Origin of the sequence: Actinoalloteichus sp. AHMU CJ021 (genome assembly GCF_002895405.1) — a bacterium.
Taxonomy (GTDB): domain Bacteria; phylum Actinomycetota; class Actinomycetes; order Mycobacteriales; family Pseudonocardiaceae; genus Actinoalloteichus_B; species Actinoalloteichus_B caeruleus.
In genome coordinates this window covers 3,957,872-3,980,954 of sequence record NZ_CP025990.1, presented here as the reverse complement: position 1 = coordinate 3,980,954, position 23,083 = coordinate 3,957,872, and the positions used below count along the sequence as shown (strand labels likewise).

Genomic DNA, 23,083 nt, shown 5'->3' with positions numbered 1-23,083 from the left:
TTGCGTTGCCTCCTACGTCACTTCTGGGTCGGCTCGGCCGCGAGGACACCAAGCCGTGGAGCACGGGGTGGGGCCGGCGAGAACGTGACGGCACCGGTCCTCGTCGACGCTCGGTCGGCAGCCCGCCAAGGCGCCAACCGAAACCGTCGATCGCCACTGGCGACCTGTCGCGCCCGGTGCGCCTGTGGCACCCGGGTCTCGGGCGGATCCAGGGTCGGAACAACGCACTTCCGTGGTGCTCCGGCATGTTCATCGGAAGGATCAGGGGGCGCGTTCGGTCCCGAGGTGGAGTCCACTTCCGTGAACGGGAGTCCGCATTCAAGCCTGGTGACGGACCCGCCCCCGCAATACCGAAAGGGGTGGTGTGGGTGAAATGTCCGGACAACGGTGCGACCAGTGGTCGCGCGGAACACGGCCCAGTCGAGTGGTGGACCGGGAAACGAGTCCGAACACCTCGAATTCGGCCGCGGCGTTCGGTCATCCAGGGCGGTTCGTCACCGGAACCCGCGGAAAGGAACGACCTGGTCGGTCTCGCGTCGCGCCTCCCTCCGGAACCACCTCCGGAACCACCTCCGGTTCCGCCCCGGCCGCGTCCCGTCGACCAGGCGCCGCCACGGAGCGCGACACCGGTCGGGATCGTCGCGGCCACCGCGCGGGAAGCCGCGGCGGCCAGGAACCGCCCTCACCCGGTCTGCCTCACCCGGCGCCCTCGGCCATGGCGTCCCGCAGGCTTTTCGGCCTCATGTCCTGCCAGGAACGCTCGATGAACTCGGTCATCTCATCCCGGGTGCCAGGGCCGTGCACCACGGTCCAGCCCGCCGGCACCTCGATGGGTTCCGGCCACAGGGAGTACTGCTCCTCCTCGTTCACCAGAACCAGGTAGGACCAGTCGTCGTTCTCGAAAGGGTTGGACATCGGTGAACAGTGCTCCATTCACGGCGTTGCGCGACTCGTGTGCGACGTGTCGACGCAACGTACATGCGACGGTATGGACTGGGGTTGAAATCGTGTTGAAACGAGGATGTACCCGCAGGTGAGCAATGCGGTGAACCGATTTACCGGAGCGTCGGGTCTGTTAGTGTCGAGCGATGTGGAACGGAAAGGGAGCGGTGGCCCCCGCCGCCGTGGAGCGAATAGTGAAAGCGCCGCCCCCGCCCATCCACGCGGCATCCATGGCCACTTCACCGGTGCGGGATCTCCTCGAACTCGCGGACCGACCCGACGTCATCTCGTTCGCGGGTGGATTTCCCGACCCGGCACTCCTGGACGTGCCGGGTATTCGCGCGGCTTTCGACACCGCGTTGTCGGGCGATGACGCCGGCCGAAACCTCCAGTACTCCTCGACGGAGGGGAACGCGGCCCTGCGCGAGCTCGTCGCGGAGCGCCTCAGCGGTCGAGGTCTGGCCACCACCGGGCGTTCGCTGCTGATCACGACGGGCTCCCAACAGGCGTTGACGCTGGTCGCGACGACGCTGCTGGACACCCGGGCGGTGGTCCTCGTCGAGGAACCGACCTATCTCGCCGCACTCCAGTGCTTCCACCTCACGGGAGCGAAGGTCGTCCCAGTTCCTGGTGACGAGCAGGGCATCCTTCCTGATGCGCTCGCCGCCGTCGCGGGCCGGGAGGGGCCGACGATGCTGTACCTCGTCCCGACCTTCGCCAATCCCACAGGACGGACGCTGCCCGCCAGACGCCGCCGGGAGGTAGTCGAGATCGCCAGGAGGCACGGGTTCTGGATCGTCGAGGATGAGCCGTACGCCGAGCTCCGCTACGCGGGCTCCGACCTCGACCCACTCGCGGCCCACCCCGCCGCCGAGCAGCACACCCTCTACCTCGGCAGTTTCTCCAAGATCGGCGCCCCTGGTCTGCGGATCGGATGGGTGCGCGCTCCCGCCTCGCTGCTGCCGTCACTCGTCGTCGTCAAACAGTCCCTGGACCTCCAGACCTCGACGGTGGACCAGGCCGCCGCCGCGCACTACCTGAGCACGGGCGCATTGGACGCGCAGGTCACACGGCTCCGCGTCGCGTTCCGCGACCGCAGGGACGCCATGCTGGGGGCACTTCCCACGACCCTGCCCGACGGCAGCGCCTGGACGCGCCCCGAAGGCGGCATGTTCATCTGGGCTCGCCTCCCCGAGGGCGTGGACGCCGGACGACTCCTCCCCGACGCGCTCGCCGAGAAGGTGGCATTCGTACCAGGCCAGCCCTTCCACGTGACCGCCACCGCGCCGGAGACGATGCGGCTGTCCTTCACCGCCAACACCACCGATGCAATCGTGACCGGCATGACCAGGCTCGCCGACGTCCTGCGCCGATCCTGATACCACCGGCACGGGATCCGGGCCGTGAGCCCGCTCGTGATGGGACGTCGGCGACCACGCCAACCTGAACCCAGTTCCTCCGATCCCCCACCTGACGGGCTGGCCGAGCACGGAGGATGACCGAACCGTCGATCCCGCAGCGGAGCCCCCGGCCTGGTGACCGAGCGGGTCCGGGCCGCTGGCCTCGCGCGCCGGAGCGGGCGCCGAGGACCGCCGCCGCGCCGCCGGCCCGGCCCCTACGTGGCGGCGGGCGCGGCACTCGTCGTGCTCGTCAGCTAGTCGGCGTCATTCGGCCCACGGACCGGGCGCGCGAGGAGGCCCCGTCGAATCGTCGCCGCCATTCGAACGACGCGACCACGCCAATGCCATTGGCTCCCCCCTATTCCAGTAGAATCAATGTGGCTCGGGCACCTCCCGACAACACCCTGTTTCCGCGGCGGCGTAACCCGGAGGGTGAACGTCGGACCTGGTCGATACATCGTGCTCCACACCAGACTGGACACGGCCTTAAGCCCACCCTAAATCGCGAGGAGCAAGCGTCGCAGTGCACTTGCCATGACGTGCTGGTCCGTCCTCACCACGCGCCGGTACTCCCCTCGCTCGTGACTGTGCCAATAGCAGTACTCGGATCAGCGGAGAAGCTGAACGTCATCTCCGCCTTCCAGGCTACGGGTCCTGGTTCAGCACCCGCCCGCCCCGGCCAACCCGAGCATTAGTTCTCACCTTTGATGTTCAGCTCCGGGTATAGGCTGCACGCGGCCGGACGTGGGTTGGTCATCCGCGGACCTTTTCCGTTTCACACCCTCGGTCGGCCTGACGGTTTGCCAGGGCCGCGCTTCACCTCGGGCTGCCCTGGACAACGAAGACCGAAACCCGACTGGACCGACGGCGACCACGAGGACAGGCGAACCCGATTCGACGGAAACGACGGCGAGCCCACTCGGGGCAAGGGGGGACCATGCGGAGCATTCACTTCGACGGAACTGATCTGACCAGGGTGACGGTACTGGCTCGGCCGGACCCGCTCCTGGAATCGCTGTTCGCGCTCGCCGCCGTGGCCGATCACCGCCCGGACGCGGCGTTCGGCGGATGGCGCGACCGGACCCTCCGGAATCTGCGTGCTCGGAGCAGCGCCCTTGTCGCGCTCGCCCGATCAGTGCGCCCGGTGCCCGATCTACTGGTGCTGGTCAGGAGCCGAGGGGCGTCCTCCCGGCGCCAGCAGCTCTCGGAGGGCCTCCGCGAGTTCCATGAGACGGCGGTGGCGCCGTACTGGCCGAGGGTCGCCGCCCTGGCGGAGACCGAAACGAACTCACGCGCGCACATGGTGATCAACGAGGGCGTGGAACGGCTGTTGGGCACGTTGCACCGGGATGTGCGGTGGACGGCGCCCGTGTTGGAGATCCCCGGCATCAGGAAGGAGAAGATCATGCTGGGCGGACGCGGTATCACCCTGGCGCCGTCGGTGTTCCTCGCAGGCCGTTCGACGGTGCTCGTGCCGCCGACGAAACCCGGCGGGCCGTTGGTGCTCGCGTACCCCGCTCCAGTGGAGTGGGCGGTTCCCTCCGCGCTGACCCCGACAATGGAGGGCGGAGAACGATCATTGGCGGCGCTGGTTGGCCGCACCAGGGCAGCCATCCTGATCGCCCTCTCCGAGAGCCGGACGACCAGCGAGCTGAGCCGGCGGATCGGGATCTCGGCCGCGGCCGCCAGCCAACACACCGCGATCCTGCGGGAGGCCGGGATGATCACCACCTACCGCCAGACGAACACCGCGCTGCACAGCCTGACCCCGCTCGGTCTGGCCGTGCGAAGTGGGCGAGAGTACCGGATCAACGAGCAGTGTGACGTGCGGACCGAACTCGGGTGAGGCGGGCACACCCCGGCGACCACTGCCTGAGCACCTCCCGACATCACGCGTGGCTGACCCACCGCTCCAGCGCCTCCGGGGTCGGCGCGAACATCGCGTCCACCAGGCACCCCCGACTCAACATGAAGGCCAGGTCCGCCCGGGCGGCGACAGCGGGTCGGGAGGTCGCCACCAGGACGGTGCGGCCGTGCAGGTCCGCGAGACGGCGCAACCCGGTGAGGAGCCGAGGCACGTCCGACTCGGGCATCCAGCTGTTGGGTTCGTCGGCGAGGACGAGGTCCGGTACGGCCTCGAAGCGCATCCCGTTAGTGGACGAGTCGCCGAAGCCCCGTCGGGCGGGAGGCAGGACGATCTCCAGGCCGGCGTCCCGCCGGGAGCAGGAGGCCCGCACTCCGGATGCTCCGTCCCCGGCCGACAACGTGAACGCCGTGTCCGGGAGAGCACCGGGCAGCGCGGTGGTGACCGAGCAGGAGGACCCGGCTGGCCTCCAGACCGATCCGAGAGTGGGCTGGTCCATGCCGGACGCACAGCGCAACAGACTGCTCTTGCCGGCCCCCCTCGGACCCAGCAGCGCGCTGAAGGTGCTTCGGGCGAGGCCGAGAGTGATCCCGTCCAGAGCGCGGGTCACACCAGCCGGGCCCGGGTAGATCTTGGTGACACCATCCATTTCCAGTGCGTAGCCCGGCAGATCTCCGCCGTTGCTCAGTTTACTGGCCACACGCCCTCCCACCTCGCCAACCCCGCTCCATTCCCCCCTGGCGACGCCCCTGCGACGACGCGACTGGACTATTGCCCGCCACCTATTGCGCCACGGTATTCGGCGTGGCCGCCGGCGAACACGGTGCCAGATCCCCAACACTGGGTAACATTTACTCTACCTCCGGTGACGCGAACCAGCGCGCGCATACCCATTCCTTTCCCCGCTGACCGGAATTCCGACTCGAGCGACGAGCGGAACATCAGGTTCGAGGGACGAGCCGATACCGCATCCGGGTCCCGTTCAGGATGGCCTGCCAGATGGGTGAATGGCCAACCCTGGCCCGCTGGCACCGCCGTCCGGCGAGCGCTGGGCGAACACCGTGGCCCAGGGGCGGCGCTCTCACACGAACGTACGAACGGTCGTCGCGGGGGTTCCCAGCACTTCTCCCGACGGCCGACCGGGACCACCTGAACGGACTATTCCAGCGCCGCTCCGGCACCGAATTTCCCGGGCCGTCACCGGGATTCGCTGGTTCCTTCCGTCAGCCACCGTTGTTCGCCACAGTCGCGTGCTCCCGGCGGTACGAGCGAAGGGCCAAGGAACCGAATTCCCCCGGCACCGGAATCTCCCGCCGAACTCCGACCTGGGGATGGCAGTCGCTCCCGGGCGCCGCCGCGGTTGGACCCGGCGGAGCTGTTTCCCCAGCGATGACGTTCCCACCGCCACCCGTCGACCAGGGCGCCCCGGCTCACCCCTGCCACCGATGACCCGGTCGGGGACGATGACGACCGCTGGAGCAACGGCGCGCTGGTGCGGGCCCCTGGTGGTGCCGTCCGCCGCCGGCAAGGTGGTCCCGCGCCGGACTGACGCGGGCCGGCCGGGCCGGTACCGGGACTCGCCGTAGGGAACGGCGGTGTCCTCCCGATGCTCCGGCGGCGGGCGTGCCGCCGCCCGAACGCGTCCACCTGGTGTCGTCCTCGTGGGAACGTCCGGCGGCACGGTGGCGGGGAGGCCCTCGGATTCCGTTGAAGCCCGGCCGACCGGGCGGACCACGTGGGCGCCGGGGCGCTCCCCCTCGCTCAGGAGGGCACCTTCCGCTGTCCCTCGGCCTCCCCCGTGCTCCCCGCTCCTGGCAGCCGCCGCAGGATCCCGCTACTCGTGACGGCGATGGCCAGTGCCGCCAGCGCCACGGCGCATCCGGTGAAGACCCAGGCCGAGGGCACCCACTCGAGCAGCAGGCCGGCGAGACCGGCGCCGCCGGCGACCGACAGCCCGCCGCACAGGTTCATCACGCTGCTCATCCGACCGCGGAACTCGTCCGGGGTCAGGAGGAGCTGATAGGTGCCCACGATGGTGTTCGCGGTCGGCGCGAGGAAGGCCATCCCCGCCAGCAGGCCTCCCATCAGGTAGCCGTTGTCCTGAAACGCCATGAACGGGGTGAGGGCCGCCAGCGCCCAGAAGACTCCCGCGATGGCCACCGTGTGGTTCAGCTTCCGGTACAGCCAGGGGGCGCACATCGCCCCGAGCAAACCACCGGCGCCGAACATCGCCGCCATGAACCCGATCTGGGTGGACGAGGTTCCCACCAGGCCGAGGCTGACGATCGCCGTGATGTACAGCACCTGGAACAGGAAGTTCAACCCGATCACATACAGCGAAATCGTCCGGATGAACCGCTGCCGCAGGACCCAGGCCACGCCCTCCCGGACCTCCGCGAGCAGCCCCCCCTTCGGACGTGGCGCGGGGTCTCTCGGCGGTACGCGGACGAAGAGGAGCAGGAGGAATGCGACCAGGTGCGTGAGGGCGTCGAGCAGGAAGGGGAAGACCTTGCGGACGCCGAACAGGATGCCGCCCAAGGAGGTACCGCTGAGCTGTCCGACGTGGCTTCTCGCCGTGTTGAGGGCGATGGCCGTCGGCAACTGGGCGGCGGGCACGATCGCCGGGAGAGTGGCTTCCTCCGCGGGGTCGAAGACCGCCGCGCAGGCACCGACGACCGCCGTGACCACGAACAGGTGCCACACCGTGACAGTGTCCGTGACCAGGGCGACGACGAGTGTGGTGAGCACGACGGCGCGGGCCGCCTCGCACACGAGCATGATCGCCTTGCGGGGCCACCGGTCGACCAGGGCGCCGGCGGGGAGCCCGGTGACGAGTTGTGCCACCGCGTTGATCGACTGGAGCAGCCCGGCGACGGCCGGCGACCCGGTCACCGCCAGGGCGAGCAGCGGAAGGGCGATCAACGTGGTGTGGAAACCCAGCTCGGAGAGGGTCCTGCTGGTCCACAGCAGGGTGTAGGACCGGTTTCGCGACAGTGGGGTCTGCGGAAAGGTCGTCTCCACGCTGGGCACCACACGCTCTCTGGCCGGTGCCGTCGGTTCGGAGAGCGACGGCGGTCTCTCTGGCCGCGCGCTCGTCGCCGCGAGACACCCGTGGGCTTCCCCTCCCGGTGGAGGCGAGGCCGGTGGGTGTGTCGGCACGCCACCCGAGAGGAGGCGCGGTACGGGCGGGAGCCGGTGGACGCGGCACCGTGCGACGCGGTGATCAGCATCCCGTCCCACCACCGGGGGCACCAGGTCGTTAAGCGTGCGCGAAAGACGGCCACCGCGAGACCGTCGTCCGACTGGGCGTGTCAGGCGTCCCGCAGGTATGTCAGCACCGCCAGCACCCTGCGGTGGCCGTCGTCGGAGGAGAGCCCGAGCTTGTGGAAGATGTTGCCGACGTGCTTGGCCACGCCGGCCTCGCTGATGTGGAGTTGCCGGGAGACCATGCTGTTGGTGCTACCGCGTGCCATCAACCCGAGGACCTCCCGTTCCCGAGCCGTCAGCGCGCCGAGGGACTCCTGCTTCCGGCGGTCGGACATCATCTGCCGGACCACCTCGGGATCGATCACCATGCCGCCGCCCGCGACGCGGCCGATCGCGTCCCCGAACTCCCCGACTTCACCAATGCGGTCCTTGAGCAGGTAACCCAGGCCCGCGGTGCTGGTGCCCCCGTTGCCGAACAGTTCGACGGTGTAGGCGGTGGCGACGTACTGGGAGAGCACCAGGACGGCCAACTCCGGGTGGTCACGGCGTAGGCTGACCGCGGCCCGCAGTCCCTCGTCCGAGAAGCCGGGAGGCATCCGCACATCGGTGACGACGAGGTCGGGTCGATGCGCGGCCACGGCGGACACCAGACCCTCGACGTTCTCCACCGCCGCCACCACCTCGTGACCGAGGCGGGTCAGCAGTCCCGTCAGCCCCTCCCGAATCAGCAGGGAGTCCTCGGCGAGGACGATTCGGACGGGACGCTCGGACATCGGTGCTCCACTGCGGACGCGGGTGACGGTGATACGAGTGATCACGGACAGTATGCCCTTGAGTCCCGTTCACCCCAGGGCCGGATACCTGTCCCGGTGAGGTGGCGGTGGTGCGCGCAGCGGCGGTCCCGGCCCCGGGCGGGACGGTTGCCTCCCACCCGGGGCCGGCCCGGGGGTCACCCCCGGGGGGTGACCTCGTCCCACGAGCGGGGCAGCGCCATGCTCACGACGATCTTCCTCGTGCCGGTGTAGGCCTGCCGGCCGTGGCACGCGAGGAGGTTGTCCACGACCATGAGGTCCCCGACCCGCCAGGCCTCGTTGACCTCCTCGGCCTCGTAGGCCCCCCGCAGTTCGTCCAGCACGGACGCCTCGATGGGACTGCCGTCGCCGTAGTAGGTGTTGTTCGGGAGGCCCTGCTCGCCGTACTCCTCCAGCAGGTACTCACCGGCGCCGCCCGGCAAGGTCGAGACGTGGAAGAAGGTCGCGTGGTTGAACCACACCTCGTCCCCGGTCTCGGGGTGCACGGCGACGGTGGACCGCACCTGTCGCGTACGCAGTTCACTGCCCGTGGTCCAGTCGGTCTCGATCCCGTTGCGGGCGCAGTAGTCGTCGACGACCGAACGGTCGTCGGTCTGGAAGCCCTCCTGCCACGTCAGGCCGACGTCCTGGTAGAAGTTCCGCACGTACATGTACCCGCGCTGGCGGAACCGCTCCACGAGACGGGGATCGAGCCGACGCAGGACGCCACGGGCGTCGGCGACCGTCGTGGCGCCCCCGGTGTCCGCGGCGTCCACGGCGAAGAAGTGCAACCGGCCAGGGAACCGCAGGTTGTAGGACTGCTCGCTGTGCAGGTAGATCTTCCGGCTCGCCGGGTAGTCGGTCGAGGTGTACACGCGGTCCTTGACGACGCTGCGCGGGGAGGACCGCTCGGTGTAGCCCAGTGGCGGGCCGGAGAACTCGCTGACGAAGCCCTCGAACGCGGTGACGTCCGCGGCGTCGAAGCCGCGGAGCACCAACACGCCGTGCTCATGCAACGCGCGGGTGAGGGCGGCGCGGTGCTCGAGGGCGTCGGCGAGGGTCATGGGCCCGCCGGCCGGACGGACGATGAACGGCAGACCCCGTTCGCTCTGGCTGGTCTCGAACGCCTCGGTCACGTTTGTCACTTGACTTCGTTTCCTCTCGATCGAGTCGACGGTGATGACATCCCGCCCGGGAGAAGGGCGCTCCCGTCGTTTTCCCGGGTACGAGCCGGCGCCTGGGAAAGAGTGTGGTGCGCCAGTTCCAGGAACCGCGTTTCTGCCGGTGGGCTTTGGGGGCACCGCTCCTCGTTCTCGTCATCGCCCCGGGCGCTGGACACGCGAAGGCCCCCGGCGAAGGCATGCCACCGGGCCGTGCCCCCGAAGCGGGCCGATGCCGGACGCACGACCCCGAGACGACAGAACACCTTCTGACCTGCCAGTATCTCGGTCCCTCCCCCCTCAGGCTCGCGACCGGTTCGACCGAGCCCGGGGACGGGACCGGACGGGACGGTAGAGGAGGCGGGATACCCGCGACTACAGCAGGCTCTACCCGCGTTTCGGGGTTTTCCCGGATTCCGCGCCCATGCCCGCGCCGCTAGGCTAATTCCTTGTTCCCCTCCCGGGCCGGTGGGGGAGGAAAAGTCGACGACGAAAGGAAACGGGTGATGAATCGGAGAGCGGCTCCGCCTTCGACGGCCATCGCGCTCACCGCGGCCCTCGTCTCGGTCAGCTGTTCGTTGGAGACGGGTGAGGAGACCCTCACCGACAGCCACGAGTTCGCGCTGACCGGCAACCACCTCACCATCGCGACGGACGGCAGCACGGTCGAACTGCGCGAGTCCGACATCGACACGGTCAGTTTCGACCAGTACCTCGGCGGCGCCGCGAGTGACGGGAACGCGAGCTGGACGGTGGACGGGGACACTCTCCTGCTGGAGACCACCTGCACCGGGTTCACCCCCGACTGCTCGGGCCGCTACGCCATCACGGTGCCGGCGGGCACCGCCGTCGAGGTGACGGGCCGGGGTCGCAGCGTTACCGTGGCCGGGTTGAGCGGCCCCGTCTCGGCCAGCCTCGACAACGGCACGATCGACGTCTCCGACACCTCGGGTGACCTCGACCTGACCGCCCGCTCCGGGCACATCAGGACGGGCAACACCTCGGGCGCCCTCACCGCGAGCATCACCACCAATCACATGGAGATCCGAGAGGCTCGGGGACCGCTGACCCTGCGGAGCGAGTCGGGCAACCTCGTCGTGGAGGACATCCGGTCGTCGGAGGTCACGACCAGCACTCGGAGCGGTGATGCGAGGTTGGTCTTCGCCGAGCCGCCCCAGCGGGTGGAGGCCACCTCCGAGGGGAGCGGCAACGTCCGCGTGACCCTGCCGGCCGGTCCGGAGACCTACCAGGTCGTCACCGAGGCCCACCGGCTGGAGTCCGAGGTCGAGCACGACCCCGCGAGCGACCGGCTGATCTCGGTGGTCGGCAAGGACGTGCGACTGACATGGGCCGGGTGACCCAGCCCACGCCCGCTCGTCACCGGCAGCCATCGACGATCTCCGCCAGGATGTCCCGGAGCGACTCGGCCAGCCGCTCCACAGTGGATCGCCGGTGGAGTGAGGTCGAGTGGTACCACCTCACCCACAGCCGACCGTCGTCCACCCCGGCGACGACCTCGAGGACGTGCGTCCCCTGTTCGTCGGGGTGCCGGTCAGGAGCGATGGTGTCGTGCACGGCGACGACCAGTCCCTCGCCCCGCCCTACGCGACCACCGGCCTCGTTCTGCCCCAGGTAGTTGACGACCACCTCCGACTGAGGCGCCGTGCGCCACGTCGGGTCGGAGTCCGCGTCCTCCCGCAGGTACCGCAGTGCCCAGTAGGCGATGCCACCGTCCGGCACGCCCACCCGGCTCCGCCGGACAGCACGGACCGCACGGGGCCAGGACGCGGGAGCGGACCCCACGGTGATCTCGAGGGGGTGGACGGTGCTGAACCATCCGACGGTCCGGGTCAGGTCCACGTCCTCGAAGAGGTCTGCCCGGCCATGACCCTCGACGTCGATCAGCACGCGGTCCTGTCCGGACCACCGGCTGAGCGCGGCTCCCACCGCGGTGAGGAGGACGTCGCGGACGGTCGCCCGGCACACCGCCGGTACCCGGTCCAGCAGGCTGCGGGTGGTGTCCTCGTCGAACTCCGTCAGCACCGATCCCGTCGCGCCCGGCCCTGGTTCGGCCACGGCGTCCCTCGGCAGCGGCGGCGCCGGCTCCACCGCCCGCCACCGTCCCCGTTCGCCGTCGAACACGCCCTCCCTGGTTCTCCTGGTCAGCTCCTCCGCCCAGTGCTGGAAGGACGTCGTCGCCGGCCCCAGGTCCACGACCGCACCGCCGGTGAGCTGGCGATAGGCGGTGTCCAGGTCCTCCAACACCACCTGCCAGGACACGGTGTCGACCGCCAGGTGGTGGATCGCCAGCGACCACAGCGGTGCCTGCGCGCCTCGGAGGAAGACCACCGAACTCACCAGCGGTCCGTTCGCCACGTCGAGCAGCCCGCTGTGCCTCGCCGCCGCCTCCGCCATCCTGGCTTCCCACCGCTGCCTCGGCGTCCCGGTCAGGTCCAGGGTTTCGAGGGGAACCGGCTCACCGGGAGGCGCGTGACGGGCTCGCCCGAGGTTCCGCAGTTCCCCTGGGAACCGGGTGCGGAGCGCGGCGTGGCGTTCGACCACGGCGTTCAACGCCGAGCGCAGCGCGTCGAGATCGAGGTCCGGTGGGAGTTCCAGGAGCGCGGACTGGTTGAAGTGGTCGGGGTATGCGGGGTGCCGCTCGAAGAACCACCGTTGTACCGGGGTCATCGGGAATGGCTCGTCGGTCGCCGTTGGGTGGTTCGCGACGTCCATGCTCTGCTCGGGTACGGCCGTGGCCGCGAACCCGCGGAGCGTCTGGTGCAGGAAAAGGTTCCTCGTGGTGACCGAGTAGCCCTTGCGTCGGGCCGCGGTGACGGCGTGGATGCTGAGGATCGAGTCGCCACCGAGCTGGAAGAAGTTGTCGTGAGCTCCCACCCCGGTGACGCCGAGGACGGTTTCCCACGTCTCCGCGATGGCGGTCTCCACCTCCCCCTCGGGAGGTTCCGCACCGTCGGGGCCCCCGGTGGGCTCCTCCCCGTCGATGTCGGGCAACGCGTTCCGGTCCACCTTGCCGTTGGGACTCAGGGGTAGCGCGTCGAGGGTCCGGAACAGGGCGGGCACCATGTAGGCGGGCAGCTCCCGGCTCGCGAAGTCGCGGAGGTCCGACGCCATTTCGGGATCGTGGGAGCGGGGGACCGCGTAGGCCACCAGCCGGTGGTGTCCGCTCCCGTCGGGTCGAGCGACCACGGTGGCCTTCGTGACCTCCGGGTGCCGCAGCAACGCGGTCTCGACCTCGGCCAGTTCGACACGGAACCCGCGAATCTTCACCTGGTCGTCGGTCCGGCCCACGAAGTCGAGGGTCCCGTCGGCCCGCCACCGGACGATGTCACCGGTCCGGTACATCCTGGAGCCGGCCGGGCCGTGGGGTGCGGCGACGAATCGCTCGGCGGTTCGTGCCGAATCGTTCGCGTAACCGCGCCCCACGCCGACCCCGGAGATGTGGAGCTCGCCGGGTGCGCCGATGGGGGCCGGCGCGAGACGGGAGTCGAGGACGTGGAGCCGCACGCCGGGCAGCGGCCCGCCGACGGGAACGGTGTCCTCCCCGGGGCCGGGACGGGCGTCGTGCATGGTGGCCACGAGCGTGGTCTCGCTCGGCCCGTAGACGTTCACCAGGCGGTGATGGGCTGACCAGCGCCTGGCCAGCTCGACCGGGCAGGTCTCCCCGGCCGCGCCGACCACCTCCAGACCGGACAGGTCCTCCGGGTTGAGCGTGTCCAGCAGAGCGGGCGGGGCGAAGAGGGCGGTGATCCCCAGCTGGCGGATCTCGTCAGCGAGGTCGGTGGTCCTGGCCCCCTCGGCGAAGCAGAGCGCGGCCCCCGCGTACCAGCCCAGGGCGAGGTCCCAGATGCCCCCGTCGAAGCTGAACGAGAGGTGTTGCAGCATTCGGCTGGTCGGACCGAGTCCACAGCGGACGGCGGCGTTGCGCGCGGCGGCGGCCAGCGCCCCGTGGTGGACCAGCACCCCCTTCGGTCGCCCGGTCGAGCCGGAGGTGTAGACGGCGTATGCGAGGTTGTGCGGGTGCACGGGGACCTGGGGATCGGTGGCGGGTCGTCCGGCGATCTCGGCCGCGTCCTGGTCCAGGAGGATCACGGCCGCCGTGTGCGGGGGCAGCTCGTCGCGGAGCCCAAGGGAGGTCAGCAGGTGGGGGACCTGGCTGTCGTCCACGAGCTGCTCCAGCCGGGCCCTCGGGTACTCAGGGTCGAGGGAGACGAACGCGGCACCCGCCCGGAGAACGGCGAGCGCCGCCACCACGAGGTCGACACCTCGGGGAAGGCAGATCCCCACCAGGACGTCGCGGTCGACGCCCCGCGCGATCAGATGGTGGGCCAGTTGGTTGGCCCGGGCGTCGACCGTCTGGTAGCTGTACCGTTCGCCGCCGGCGACCACCGCGACGGCGTCCGGCGTGCGGCGGGCGTGGCGGGCGAAGAGTTCGTGCACCGACCGGGAGTCCTCCGGCGCCTCGGAGGCGTTCCACGCCGACAGCAGTTGGCGTTCGCCGATGGTTTGGGTGGTCAGTTCCCCCATCGGGCGGTCGGTGGCCGTGAGGGCGGCGTCGAGCAGCTGCCGCAGCTGGGCGACCATTCGGTCGATGGTGGCCCTCTCGAAGAGGTCGGTCCGGTATGCGAAGGCCCCGAGGACCTCGCCGACCTCCCGGCGGAACTGGATCGTCAGGTCGAACGCGACCTCGGATCCGGTGATGTCGACCTCCTCGGCCCGCGCTCGGCCGAAGTCGGGCACCGGTCCGCCGCCGTCCTGCATGACGACCATGACATCGAAGAGCGCGGACCGGCTGGGGTCGCGGTCCGGTTGGAGGCTGTCGACGATCAGGTCGAAGGGAACACCCTGGTGGGAGAAGGCCTCGGCGAGGACGGTGTGGACCTGGTCGACGTGCGCGTCGAAACCCCGGTCCGGGTCGACGTCGCTCCGGACTACCAGGGTGTTGACGAAGAAGCCCACCACGTCCTGGAGGTCGGGGTGGTCCCGACCGGTGACCACCGTGCCCACCGGGATGTCCCGCTGTCCGGTGTAGCGGGATAGGAGCCACTGTGAGGCGGCGAGGAGCACGGTGAACACGGTGGTCCCGTGCCGGCGGGCGAACGCGTCCAGGCCGTCGGAGATGTCGCGGGGCAGGGCGAACCCGACACTGTCGCCCCTGGTCGTGCGCACCGGTGGACGTGGCCGGTCGAGGGGCAGTTCCAGTGCGGGCAGGCCCCGCAACCGGTCTCGCCAGTAATCGAGCCCCTGGTCGAGCCGGCCGTCCGCCAGCCGCTCCCGCTGCCACCGCGCGAAGTCGCCGTACTGGAGTGGCGGCTCGGGAAGTCCGGCGTCGGTTCCTTGGAACGCCGCGCCGTAGAGCGCGGCGAGTTCGGTGAGCAGGATCTCGGCTGTCCGCCCGTCGGTGACGATGTGGTGCATGTTGAGGAAGAGGACGTGCTCCTCCGCCGCCACTCGGTAGAGGGTGGCGACGACGAGTGGGCCGGTGCGCAGGTCGAAGGTGCGCCGGGCCTCGGCCGACAGTGCCTCGTCGAGGAGCTTGGCACGACGTTCTCCGGGTTCGCCGCTCAGGTCCCGCTCCGCGAGGGGGATGGTTCCCTCGGGGTGGATGACCTGGACGGCGTGCCCTTCGGCGGAGTCGAACGTCGTGCGCAGTGCCTCGTGGCGGGCGGCGAGCGTGGCCAGCGCCTGCCGCAACGGCTCGGCGTGGAGTGGCCCGTCCAGTCGGAGCACGATCCGGGAGTTGTACTCGGATCCACCGGGTTGGAAGGCGTGGAGGAACCACAGGCGCTGTTGCGCGTAGGACTGCGGCGTCGCTCCGGAGCGGGTCCTGGCGGGGATGCGGGCGGCGCCGGACCGGTCGACCAGCCGGGCCAGGCCGCGCACGGTGGGTTCGGCGAACACCACCTGCGGCGAGAGGTTGACGTCGAACGCCCTTCGGAGCCGGGAGACGACCTGGATGGTGCGGATGGAGTCGCCCCCGAGTTCGAAGAAGTTGTCGGTCGCCCCGATCCGCTCCACGCCGAGCACGGCCTCCCAGGTGGCGGCGACCACGCGTTCCACCTCGCCCCGGGGTCGGTCGAGGCCGGCCCGTGGCCGCCGGCCGCGCTCGTCCGGGTCGGGTAGCGCGTTCCTGTCGACCTTTCCGCTGGTCGTGGTCGGCAGTTCGGGAAGCAACACGACCGAGGAGGGCAGCAGGTGGGTGGGCAGGCGGACGCTGAGGAAGCGGTGGATGTCGTCGGTGGAGGGGCTGCTGTTGGGTGCGGGGACGCCGTAGGCGACGAGCAGCGGGCGGTGCTCCGTTCCACGGAGCGCCGCCACCGCCGCGACGAGATCGGGGTGGTGCGCCATCGCCGTCTCCAGTTCCCCCAGCTCGACGCGGTGGCCCCGGATCTTGACCTGGTGGTCGACGCGCCCGACGAACTCCAGTTCCCCGTCGGAGCGGCGGCGGGCCCGGTCACCGGTGCGGTAGAGACGTCCTCCCTCGTCGGAGAACGGGTCGGCGACGAAGCGGTGCGCCGTCAGCCCCGGCTGGCCCAGGTAGCCGCGGGAGACTCCCCCGCCACTGACGTACAGCTCACCGACGACCCCTTGGGGGACGGGGCCGAGATGCGCGTCGAGCAGGTAGACGTTGGTGTCGTCGATGGGGCCACCGATAGGGACGAAACCCGGGTTGGTGTCGACGTCGGGAGTGGGCACGAACGCGCAGGAATCGACGGTGATCTCGGTGGCCCCGTAGGAGTTGAACACCGTTGTCGCCCCGGTGAGGTGCCGGAGCAGGGCGGCGCAGTCCGCGGTCGGCCATCCCTCACCGCCGACGAACATCAGGTCGAGCTCCGGCAACGCGCCGCCGTGGTGGTCGATCTCCTCGACCAGGGTCCGGGCCAGAGTGGGCACGAGTTCCATCGCGGTGCACCCGTGGGAGTGGAGGGCGGCCAGGAGCCGCCGCGGATCGGTGACGACCTCCTGGTCGACGATCACCATCGTTCCGCCGAAGAACGTTGATCGGAGCAGGTCGGCGAAGAAGAGGTCGACGGACACCCCGGACACCGACGCCAGCTGGAGGCGCTTGTCCCGCAGCCCGTACAGGCGATCCCAGGCCGAGGCGATGTGGGTCAGGTTGGCGTGCTCGACCATCACCCCCTTGGGCCTGCCGGTGGAACCGGAGGTGTGGACGACGTAGGCGAGATCGCCAGGTAGGACGACGACCGGTGGTGGGGTGCTCCGCTGCCCGGAGATCAGTCCGGCGTCGGCCACGACGTCGAGGGAGGCGGCGGCCTCGAAGAGACTCGGGTCGAGGCGGTCCCGCGAGCTGTGCACGATCACGCTCACCGGGCAGTCGGCGAGGATGCTGGTGAGCCGCCGGGTCGGGAGGCCCGGGTCGAGCGGGGTGTAGGCGGCGCCGGCCTTCAGGGTGGCCAGGATCGCGACCACGGCGTCGGTTCCCCGGGGCAGCGCCACCCCGACGACGCGTCCCCGGGTCGCGCCGGCCTCGATCAGGGCGTGAGCGAGCCGGCTGGACCGCTCGTCCAGCTCGGCGAAGGTCATCTCCTCCCCACCACCCCGCAACGCGACGGTCGTCGGGGTACGGGCCGCCTGCTCGGTGAACAGCCGGTGGATCCCGCCGGGATGGACCGACGAGGCGGGCCGGGGGCCGACGCTGGCCAGCAGGAAGTCACGCCGTGCCGCGCGGCTCAGCGGCGAGTGGTCGGCGACGGGACGGTCCGGGGACTCCACGACGCTCCGCAGGAGTACCTGGTACCCCGCCAGCAACGCCCGTGCCGTGCCCTCCTCGAACAGGGCTTCGTCGTAGAACAGTTCGGTGGTCAGTCGCCCCTGGTCGTAGGCGCTCAGGCACAGCGGGAACGTGTTCGTGTCGGTGCCAATGACGTCCTCGACGCGCAGGTCCTCGATGGTGGCGTCGAAAGGGTAGTTCTCGAAGACGGCGAGGCTGTCGAACAGCCGCCCTGAATGGGTTCGACCGCCGCGACGGGCGATGTCGGACAACGCGAGGTGCGAGTGCTGCTCGGAGGTGGCCTGGTGGAGGTGCAGGTCGCGCAGCCAGTCCGCGAGACGCGTCCCAGGGGTGATCCTGGCGCGGAGCGGGATGGTGTTGATCAGGTTGCCCACGATGGTGCCGGCACCGGGCAGGTCGGCGGAGCGTCCCGACGTGGTGGTGCCCCAGACGATGTCGGTGGAGCCGGCGAAACGGGACAGGAGCAGTGCCCACGTCCCCTGCAGCACGGTGTTCACGGTGATCCTGAGCCGGCGGGCGACGGCCCGGAGCCGCTCGGTCTCCTCCGCCGTCAGCAGGGCGACGAGTTTGCCTCCGCATCGGGCCTCGTGGTCGGGGCCGGGCGGTCGGTCGTAGGGCAGCGGCGTGGGGCCGTCGAGGTTGGAGAGCGTGGCGGTCCAGTGCGCGACGGCCGCGTCGACGTCCTGGCTCCCCAGCCAGGTGACGTAGTCGCGGAAGGGGCGGCGGGTGGTCAGGCGCGGTACCTGGCCCCGGACCCCCGCGAAGTAGCGGAGCACCAGGTCGTGGAACAGCTGGGAACGGCTCCACCCGTCCATGACCAGGTGGTGGGCTATCCAGACCACCACGACGGTGTCCGGGGCGGTCCTGGCGATGTGCACTCGCCCCGTGTGGATCTCGGCGAGACCGATGCCCCGTTCGATGTCCTCGGCGAGGAGGGCCCGTTGGGTCTCCGCTCGGGTGTCCTCGTCCAGGTCGCGCCAGTCGTGCACCGTGACCGGCGGGTCGACGTCGCGGTGCACGACCTGGACCGGTTCCTCCACGTCGGACCAGCGGACAGCGGTGCGCAGGGCCGGCGTGGCGGCGACGACCGCCCGCCACGCGTCGCGCAACGCCTCGGCGTCGGAGACACCGCGCAGCGTGAGGCACAGCTGGTTCAGGTACGGCGAGGCGCCGGTGACCCGGTGTTCTCCATCGGCCAGCGCCAGGCTGTGGAAGAGGATCCCGGCCTGCATCGGGGTGAGCGGGTAGATGTCCTCGACGCGGGACGGCCCGGCGGTGAGGGAGTCCAGCTGCGGTTGGGTGAGCGAGACCAGCGGGAAGTCGGACGGCGTGTACGCACCGGATCCGGCCTCGCGGCAGTGCCGCACGACGCGGCGGAGGTTGTCGACCAGTACGTCTCCCCACCGCCGCACCGTGGACTCGTGATGCCGGTTGACGGAGTGGGTGATGCTGATGTCCAGGCAGCCGTCGCGGACGATCGCCACGATCTCGAGCTCGTGGGCCCGGGCCTCGTCGTCCGGCGCGTTCCGCCCGATGTCCTCGCCCACGTCGCGGAACAGGCCCGAGTCAGCGTTCCCCCGCCAGACACCGAGGTAGTTCAGGCTGGTCGAGGGGGGTTCCTGTCGGCGGAGCGGCTCGGCGTCGGCATCTCCGAGGTAGCGCAACGCGCCGTATCCCAGCCCCTTGTCGGGGACCGACCTGAAGGTCTCCTTCGCGGTGCGCAGCAGGTCGTCCCAGTCCTCGGGGTCAGGGGGCAGGGGGACGCGGATCGGGAAGACGCTGGTGAACCAGCCGACCGTCTCCGAGACGTCCACTCCGACCAGGTCCTCGCGGCCGTGTCCCTCCAGGGAGATCACCACCTCGTCCTGGTCGGTCCAGGCCCCGAGGGTTCTCGCGACGGCGCCGAGGAGCACCTCGTGCAGCTGGGCGCGGTGGGTTCGGGGAAGGGTCGTGAGCAGGGCACGGGTGTCGGCACGGTCGAGGCGGAAGCGTTGGACGCGGGTGGACCCGACCGTGTTGTCCCCGTCGTTGTCGACGGGCGGCGCTCCTGCCCCTCGGGTGTCACCCGCAGCGGTCCAGTGCCCCAGTTGGTCGTCGAAGCGCCCGGCACGCACCGCGGTGAGCAGTGCCCGCGTCCAGTCGGTGAAGGACGCGGAGGTGGGTGGCTCCAGCCCTGGTTCCCCGTCACGGGCCCGCAGGTAGCCCCGCTCCAGGTCGGCGAGCAGGACTCGCCAGGAGACACCGTCCACGGCCAGGTGGTGGGCGGTGAGGAACAGGCGTGGTGGTTCGTCACCGAGGAGGAACAGCACCGCCTTGAACAGGGCACCGGCGGCGAGGTCCAATGAGGCCTGCGTTTCGGCCGCCACGGCGTCCATCGCCTCGGGCCACCGGTCGACGTCGAGTCCGCCCAGGTCCCGCACGGTCAACTGGGATGAGGTGGGGTGTCCGCCGCCGGGCTGTTGCCGCCAGCCATCTGCCGTCCGGATGAAGCGGGTCGTCAGTGCGGGGTGCCGCTCCACGACGGCCTCGACGGCCTGCTCGACCGTGGCGGCCTCGGCGTCGGCGTCCAGTTCGAGGAGGACGGACATGGTGAGGTGCTCGGGGTGACGCCGGTCCTCGAAGAAGCGGCGCTGAACGGGCCCCAGCGGCGCTCCCTCCGAGTGTCCGCCTCCACCGCTCGGCGTCGACCCGCTGCCAGCGATGTCCTCGCTCATCCCCACCAACCCCGACACCGTCTGATGCACCACCACGTCCTTCACCGCCAACCGCACACCCGCACGACGAGCCCGCGACACCAACTCGATCACCCGAATGCTGTCCCCACCCAACTCGAAGAAACTGTCCTCAACACCCACCGACGACACCCCCAACACCTCACCGAACAACCCGCACAGCAACCGCTCGGACTCGCTCGCGCCGGAGGCGGCCGCTCCGCTGGGCGGGGTCGCGGTCGGGGCGGGCAGCGCGGCCCGGTCGACCTTGCCCGTCGCGGTCAGGGGGAGCTCGTCGAGGGTGACGACGCGCGCCGGAACCATGTAGTCCGGCAGGCGCAGCGCGACGTGGGCACGGACGTCCGCGCCAGAGGGGGCCGGGGTAGTGGCCGGGCTGACGTAGGCCACGAGGGCCCGGCCCGTCGGTGGGTCGTCCCGCACGGTGACCGCGGCCTGGGCGACGGCGGGGTGGGTGAGCAGAACGTTCTCGATCTCCCCTGGTTCGATGCGGAATCCGCTGACCTTGACCTGGTCGTCCGCGCGGCCGAGGTACTCGACCTCTCCGGTGGCGAGCCAGCGGACGATGTCACCGGTGCGGTACATCCGGCGGCCGCCCCTCGCGTCAAAGGGGTCGGCGACGAAGCGCTCCGCGGTGCCGGCGGGACGACCGAGGTATCCGCGGGCCAGCGAGTCACCGGCGACGTAGAGTTCGCCGGGCGCTCCGATCGGGACCGGGCACAGCGCGTCGTCCAGGACGTGGAGGCGGGTCCGGCGGATCGGGGCTCCCATCGGCGGGGCGGTCCCCGGGTTCGGCGGGAGGGCCGAGGGGCTGAGGGTGACGGCGATGGTGGCCTCGGTGGGGCCGTAGGAGTTGTAGAGCCTCCGGGTGGGGGCGCTCCACCGGCGCACGGTCTCCGCCGGGCAGAGCTCGGCTCCGGTGGCCACGACACGGAGGTCGGGAGCATCGACCCTGGTGACGCTGGCGAGCGTTGCGGGCAGCAGCATCGCATGGGTGACGCGGCCGCGTCGGAGGGCCGCCAGCAACGGTTCGCCCACGAGCGGCCCGGCTCCGGGAGCCAGGACGAGGGCGGCGCCGGAGGCCAGGGCCATCAGCAGTTCCTTGACGGAGACGTCGAAACTGGACGAGGCGAGTTGCGCGACCCTCGATTCGGAGGTGATCCCGTACCGGTCCGCCATGTCCCGGGCGAGGGCCGGTAGGCCTCGGTGCCCGACGAGGACCCCCTTGGGCTGGCCGGTGGAGCCGGAGGTGTAGATCAGGTAGGCGGCGTGGTCGACGGGTGTCGGCGTGGCCGCCGGGGCGGTGGGGGCGTCTCGCCAGCGCTGGTCGGCGTCGTCCACCGCGACCACGGCGGCGTCCTCGGGCAGCGCGCTCCCGATCCGGTCCAAGGTCCGCCGGTCGGAGACCACCACCCGCGCCTTCGCGTCGGCCAGCACGTAACGGAGGCGTTCCTCTGGGTTCTCGGGGTCGAGGGGGACATGAACCCCGCCGGCTTTGATCACGCCGAGTGCCACCGTCCACAGTGTCGCGGAGCGCGGCAGGCACACCGCGACCCGGGTTTCCGCGTCGACACCGAGGTCGCGCAGGTGGTGCGCCCACTGGTTCGTCAGTCGGTCGAGACGGGCGTAGTCGAGTTCGGTGTCCTCGCCGACGAGGGCCGGTCGGCTCGGGTGGTTCTCGACCTGCTCGGCGAGCAGGTCGAGCAGGGTTCCCGCTCCGGTGTCCCGGTCGGTGTCGTTCCAGTCCAGCAGTACGGCGCGCCGCTCGTCGGCGGTGAGCACGGGGAGGCGGTTGACGGGACGACGCGGGTCGTGAACCGCGGACTCGAGCAGGACGAGGTAGTTGCGGGCCAACCGGTCGACTGTGTCAGCGTCGAACAGTGCGGTGCTGTAGAGGATGTGACCGCGCAGTTCGTCGCCGTGGACCGTGAGTTCCAGGAGGAGGTCGTGGTTGGTGGTCGTCCGGGGGAAGGCGTACTCCTGCGCCGTGATGTCGTCGGCGAGCTCGGGCAGCGGGCTGTCGGTGTTCTGCATCAGCATCAGTGCCTGGAAGATCGGGCCCCTGCTGGCGTCCCGCTTGGGTTGGACTGCTTCGACGACGCGGTCGAAGGGGACCAGGTCGTGTGCGTAGGCGTCGAGCAGGGTGGCCCGGACCTGGTTGAGGAGGGTGGCGAAGTCCGATCGGCGGTCGATTCGAGTTCGGATCGCGAGGTTGTTGGCGAAGAAGCCGACGGTGCGGTCCCACTCTGGTCGTCCCCGGCCGGAGACGGTGGTGCCCAGGGTGATGTCGTCCTGCGGGGAGTACCGGGCGAGCAGGAGTTGGAAGCCGGCGAAGACGACCGTGAACAGGCTGGTGTCGTGGGTCGAACCCAGGTCGCGGAGCCGCTCGGTCAGGCCGGCCGGCACGGTGAAGGACGTGGTGGCTCCTTCGGTGCGGCGCACGGCTGGCCGGGGGCGGTCGAGTGGCAGTTCGAGGGGTTCGACGCCGGCCAGGCGTTCCCGCCAGTACGCGAGCTGGCGCTCGGCCTCGGTGGTTCCGAGCTGCCGGTGTTGCCAGTGGGCGAAGTCCACGTACCGACCGGAGGGGTGTCGTGGTGCCGTCGCGGCCGCTCCGGTCTCGGCGGAGTACAGGGGCCCGAGATCGTCGAGGAGCACACCGGTGGACCAGCCGTCGATGACGATGTGGTGGGCGCAGAGCACGAGGACGTGCTCCGCGTCGGACAGCCGGGCGAGCAGGATGCGGCACAGCGACCCCCGCTCCAGGTCGAAGGGTTCGTCGACGAAGGCGATGACGGCCTCGTCGAGCGATTCCGCCGGCCTCGCGGCGTCGCGGAAGTCGAGTTCCTCCAGTTCGTGGGAGCCCGGCGGCCCGATTCGCTGCGTCGGTGTCCCCTCGAGGACCTGGATGGTGGTGCGCAGCGCCTCGTGCCGCTCGACCAGCGCGTTCAGGGCGCGTCGGAGGGCCGGGACGTCCAGCGGACCGCGCAGGCGAACCCCGAACGCGCTGTTGTAGCCGGCACCACCGGCCTCGTACTGGTGCATCATCCACAGCCGGCGTTGGCTGGGTGCGAGCGGCGCGGGTTCGCCGTCCACCTTCGGGATTCCGGGCCCTGGGGCGGGGGCGGCCGGCGAGGATTGCCCGGCGAGTCGTTTCCGGAGCAGCTCACGCAGGTCCTCGGGCAGGGCCGAGACACGCTCCTCGTGGGAAGCCGACATAGC

Annotated in this window: 9 protein-coding genes; 3 read left to right on the top strand and 6 right to left on the bottom strand. The window is 70.5% G+C overall.

All coding sequences use genetic code 11. From position 1 onward, the window contains the following. Window positions 1-696: 696 nt before the first annotated feature. Window positions 697-915: an MbtH family protein gene (locus tag C1701_RS17195; protein ID WP_026417948.1), complete on the bottom strand. Its 219-nt coding sequence runs from the start codon at window positions 913-915 to the stop codon at window positions 697-699. A gap of 257 nt (window positions 916-1,172) precedes the next feature. Here C1701_RS17195 and C1701_RS17190 point away from each other — a divergent pair, with 257 nt between their 5' ends. Together C1701_RS17190 and C1701_RS17185 are read left to right on the top strand one after the other, a co-directional pair. Beyond that, window positions 1,173-2,321, top strand: coding sequence for an aminotransferase-like domain-containing protein (locus C1701_RS17190; protein ID WP_337661785.1), 1,149 nt, complete (start codon window positions 1,173-1,175; stop codon window positions 2,319-2,321). A gap of 958 nt (window positions 2,322-3,279) precedes the next feature. Beyond that, on the top strand, window positions 3,280-4,188 hold the full coding sequence (locus tag C1701_RS17185; protein WP_103056248.1) for a winged helix-turn-helix domain-containing protein: 909 nt from the start codon (window positions 3,280-3,282) through the stop codon (window positions 4,186-4,188). A 43-nt stretch (window positions 4,189-4,231) separates the two neighbouring features. On the opposite strand, the gene C1701_RS17180 is transcribed toward C1701_RS17185, so the two are convergent. The 4 genes from C1701_RS17180 to C1701_RS17165 form a co-directional block, all read right to left on the bottom strand. Then, the gene (locus C1701_RS17180) at window positions 4,232-4,906 is read right to left on the bottom strand and encodes an ATP-binding cassette domain-containing protein (RefSeq protein WP_337661784.1); all 675 of its coding nucleotides are present in this window, start codon (window positions 4,904-4,906) and stop codon (window positions 4,232-4,234) included. A 1,061-nt stretch (window positions 4,907-5,967) separates the two neighbouring features. Then, the gene (locus C1701_RS17175) at window positions 5,968-7,227 is read right to left on the bottom strand and encodes an MFS transporter (protein ID WP_103056246.1); all 1,260 of its coding nucleotides are present in this window, start codon (window positions 7,225-7,227) and stop codon (window positions 5,968-5,970) included. A gap of 290 nt (window positions 7,228-7,517) precedes the next feature. Then, complete coding sequence (locus C1701_RS17170; protein WP_103056245.1) at window positions 7,518-8,186, bottom strand: LuxR C-terminal-related transcriptional regulator; 669 nt, start codon at window positions 8,184-8,186, stop codon at window positions 7,518-7,520. A gap of 176 nt (window positions 8,187-8,362) precedes the next feature. Next, a complete protein-coding gene (locus tag C1701_RS17165; protein ID WP_337661783.1) occupies window positions 8,363-9,349 on the bottom strand; it encodes a TauD/TfdA family dioxygenase in 987 nt (328 codons plus the stop codon). A 521-nt stretch (window positions 9,350-9,870) separates the two neighbouring features. On the opposite strand from C1701_RS17165, the gene C1701_RS17160 reads away from it, so the two are divergent. Then, complete coding sequence (locus C1701_RS17160) at window positions 9,871-10,722, top strand: DUF4097 family beta strand repeat-containing protein (protein WP_103056243.1); 852 nt, start codon at window positions 9,871-9,873, stop codon at window positions 10,720-10,722. A gap of 19 nt (window positions 10,723-10,741) precedes the next feature. Here the strand turns inward: C1701_RS17160 and C1701_RS17155 are convergent, their stop codons facing one another. Further along, entirely contained in the window at window positions 10,742-23,080 is a 12,339-nt protein-coding gene (locus tag C1701_RS17155; protein WP_103056242.1) for a non-ribosomal peptide synthetase, read from the bottom strand. Window positions 23,081-23,083: the final 3 nt, after the last annotated feature.

What these genes read in the sequence shown, in the direction of transcription:
- C1701_RS17195 (WP_026417948.1), bottom strand. Translation starts at nt 915, where the DNA reads ATGTCCAACCCTTTCGAGAACGACGACTGGTCCTACCTGGTTCTGGTG.
- C1701_RS17190 (WP_337661785.1), top strand. Translation starts at nt 1,173, where the DNA reads ATGGCCACTTCACCGGTGCGGGATCTCCTCGAACTCGCGGACCGACCC.
- C1701_RS17185 (WP_103056248.1), top strand. Translation starts at nt 3,280, where the DNA reads ATGCGGAGCATTCACTTCGACGGAACTGATCTGACCAGGGTGACGGTA.
- C1701_RS17170 (WP_103056245.1), bottom strand. Translation starts at nt 8,186, where the DNA reads ATGTCCGAGCGTCCCGTCCGAATCGTCCTCGCCGAGGACTCCCTGCTG.
- C1701_RS17160 (WP_103056243.1), top strand. Translation starts at nt 9,871, where the DNA reads ATGAATCGGAGAGCGGCTCCGCCTTCGACGGCCATCGCGCTCACCGCG.
- C1701_RS17155 (WP_103056242.1), bottom strand. Translation starts at nt 23,080, where the DNA reads ATGTCGGCTTCCCACGAGGAGCGTGTCTCGGCCCTGCCCGAGGACCTG.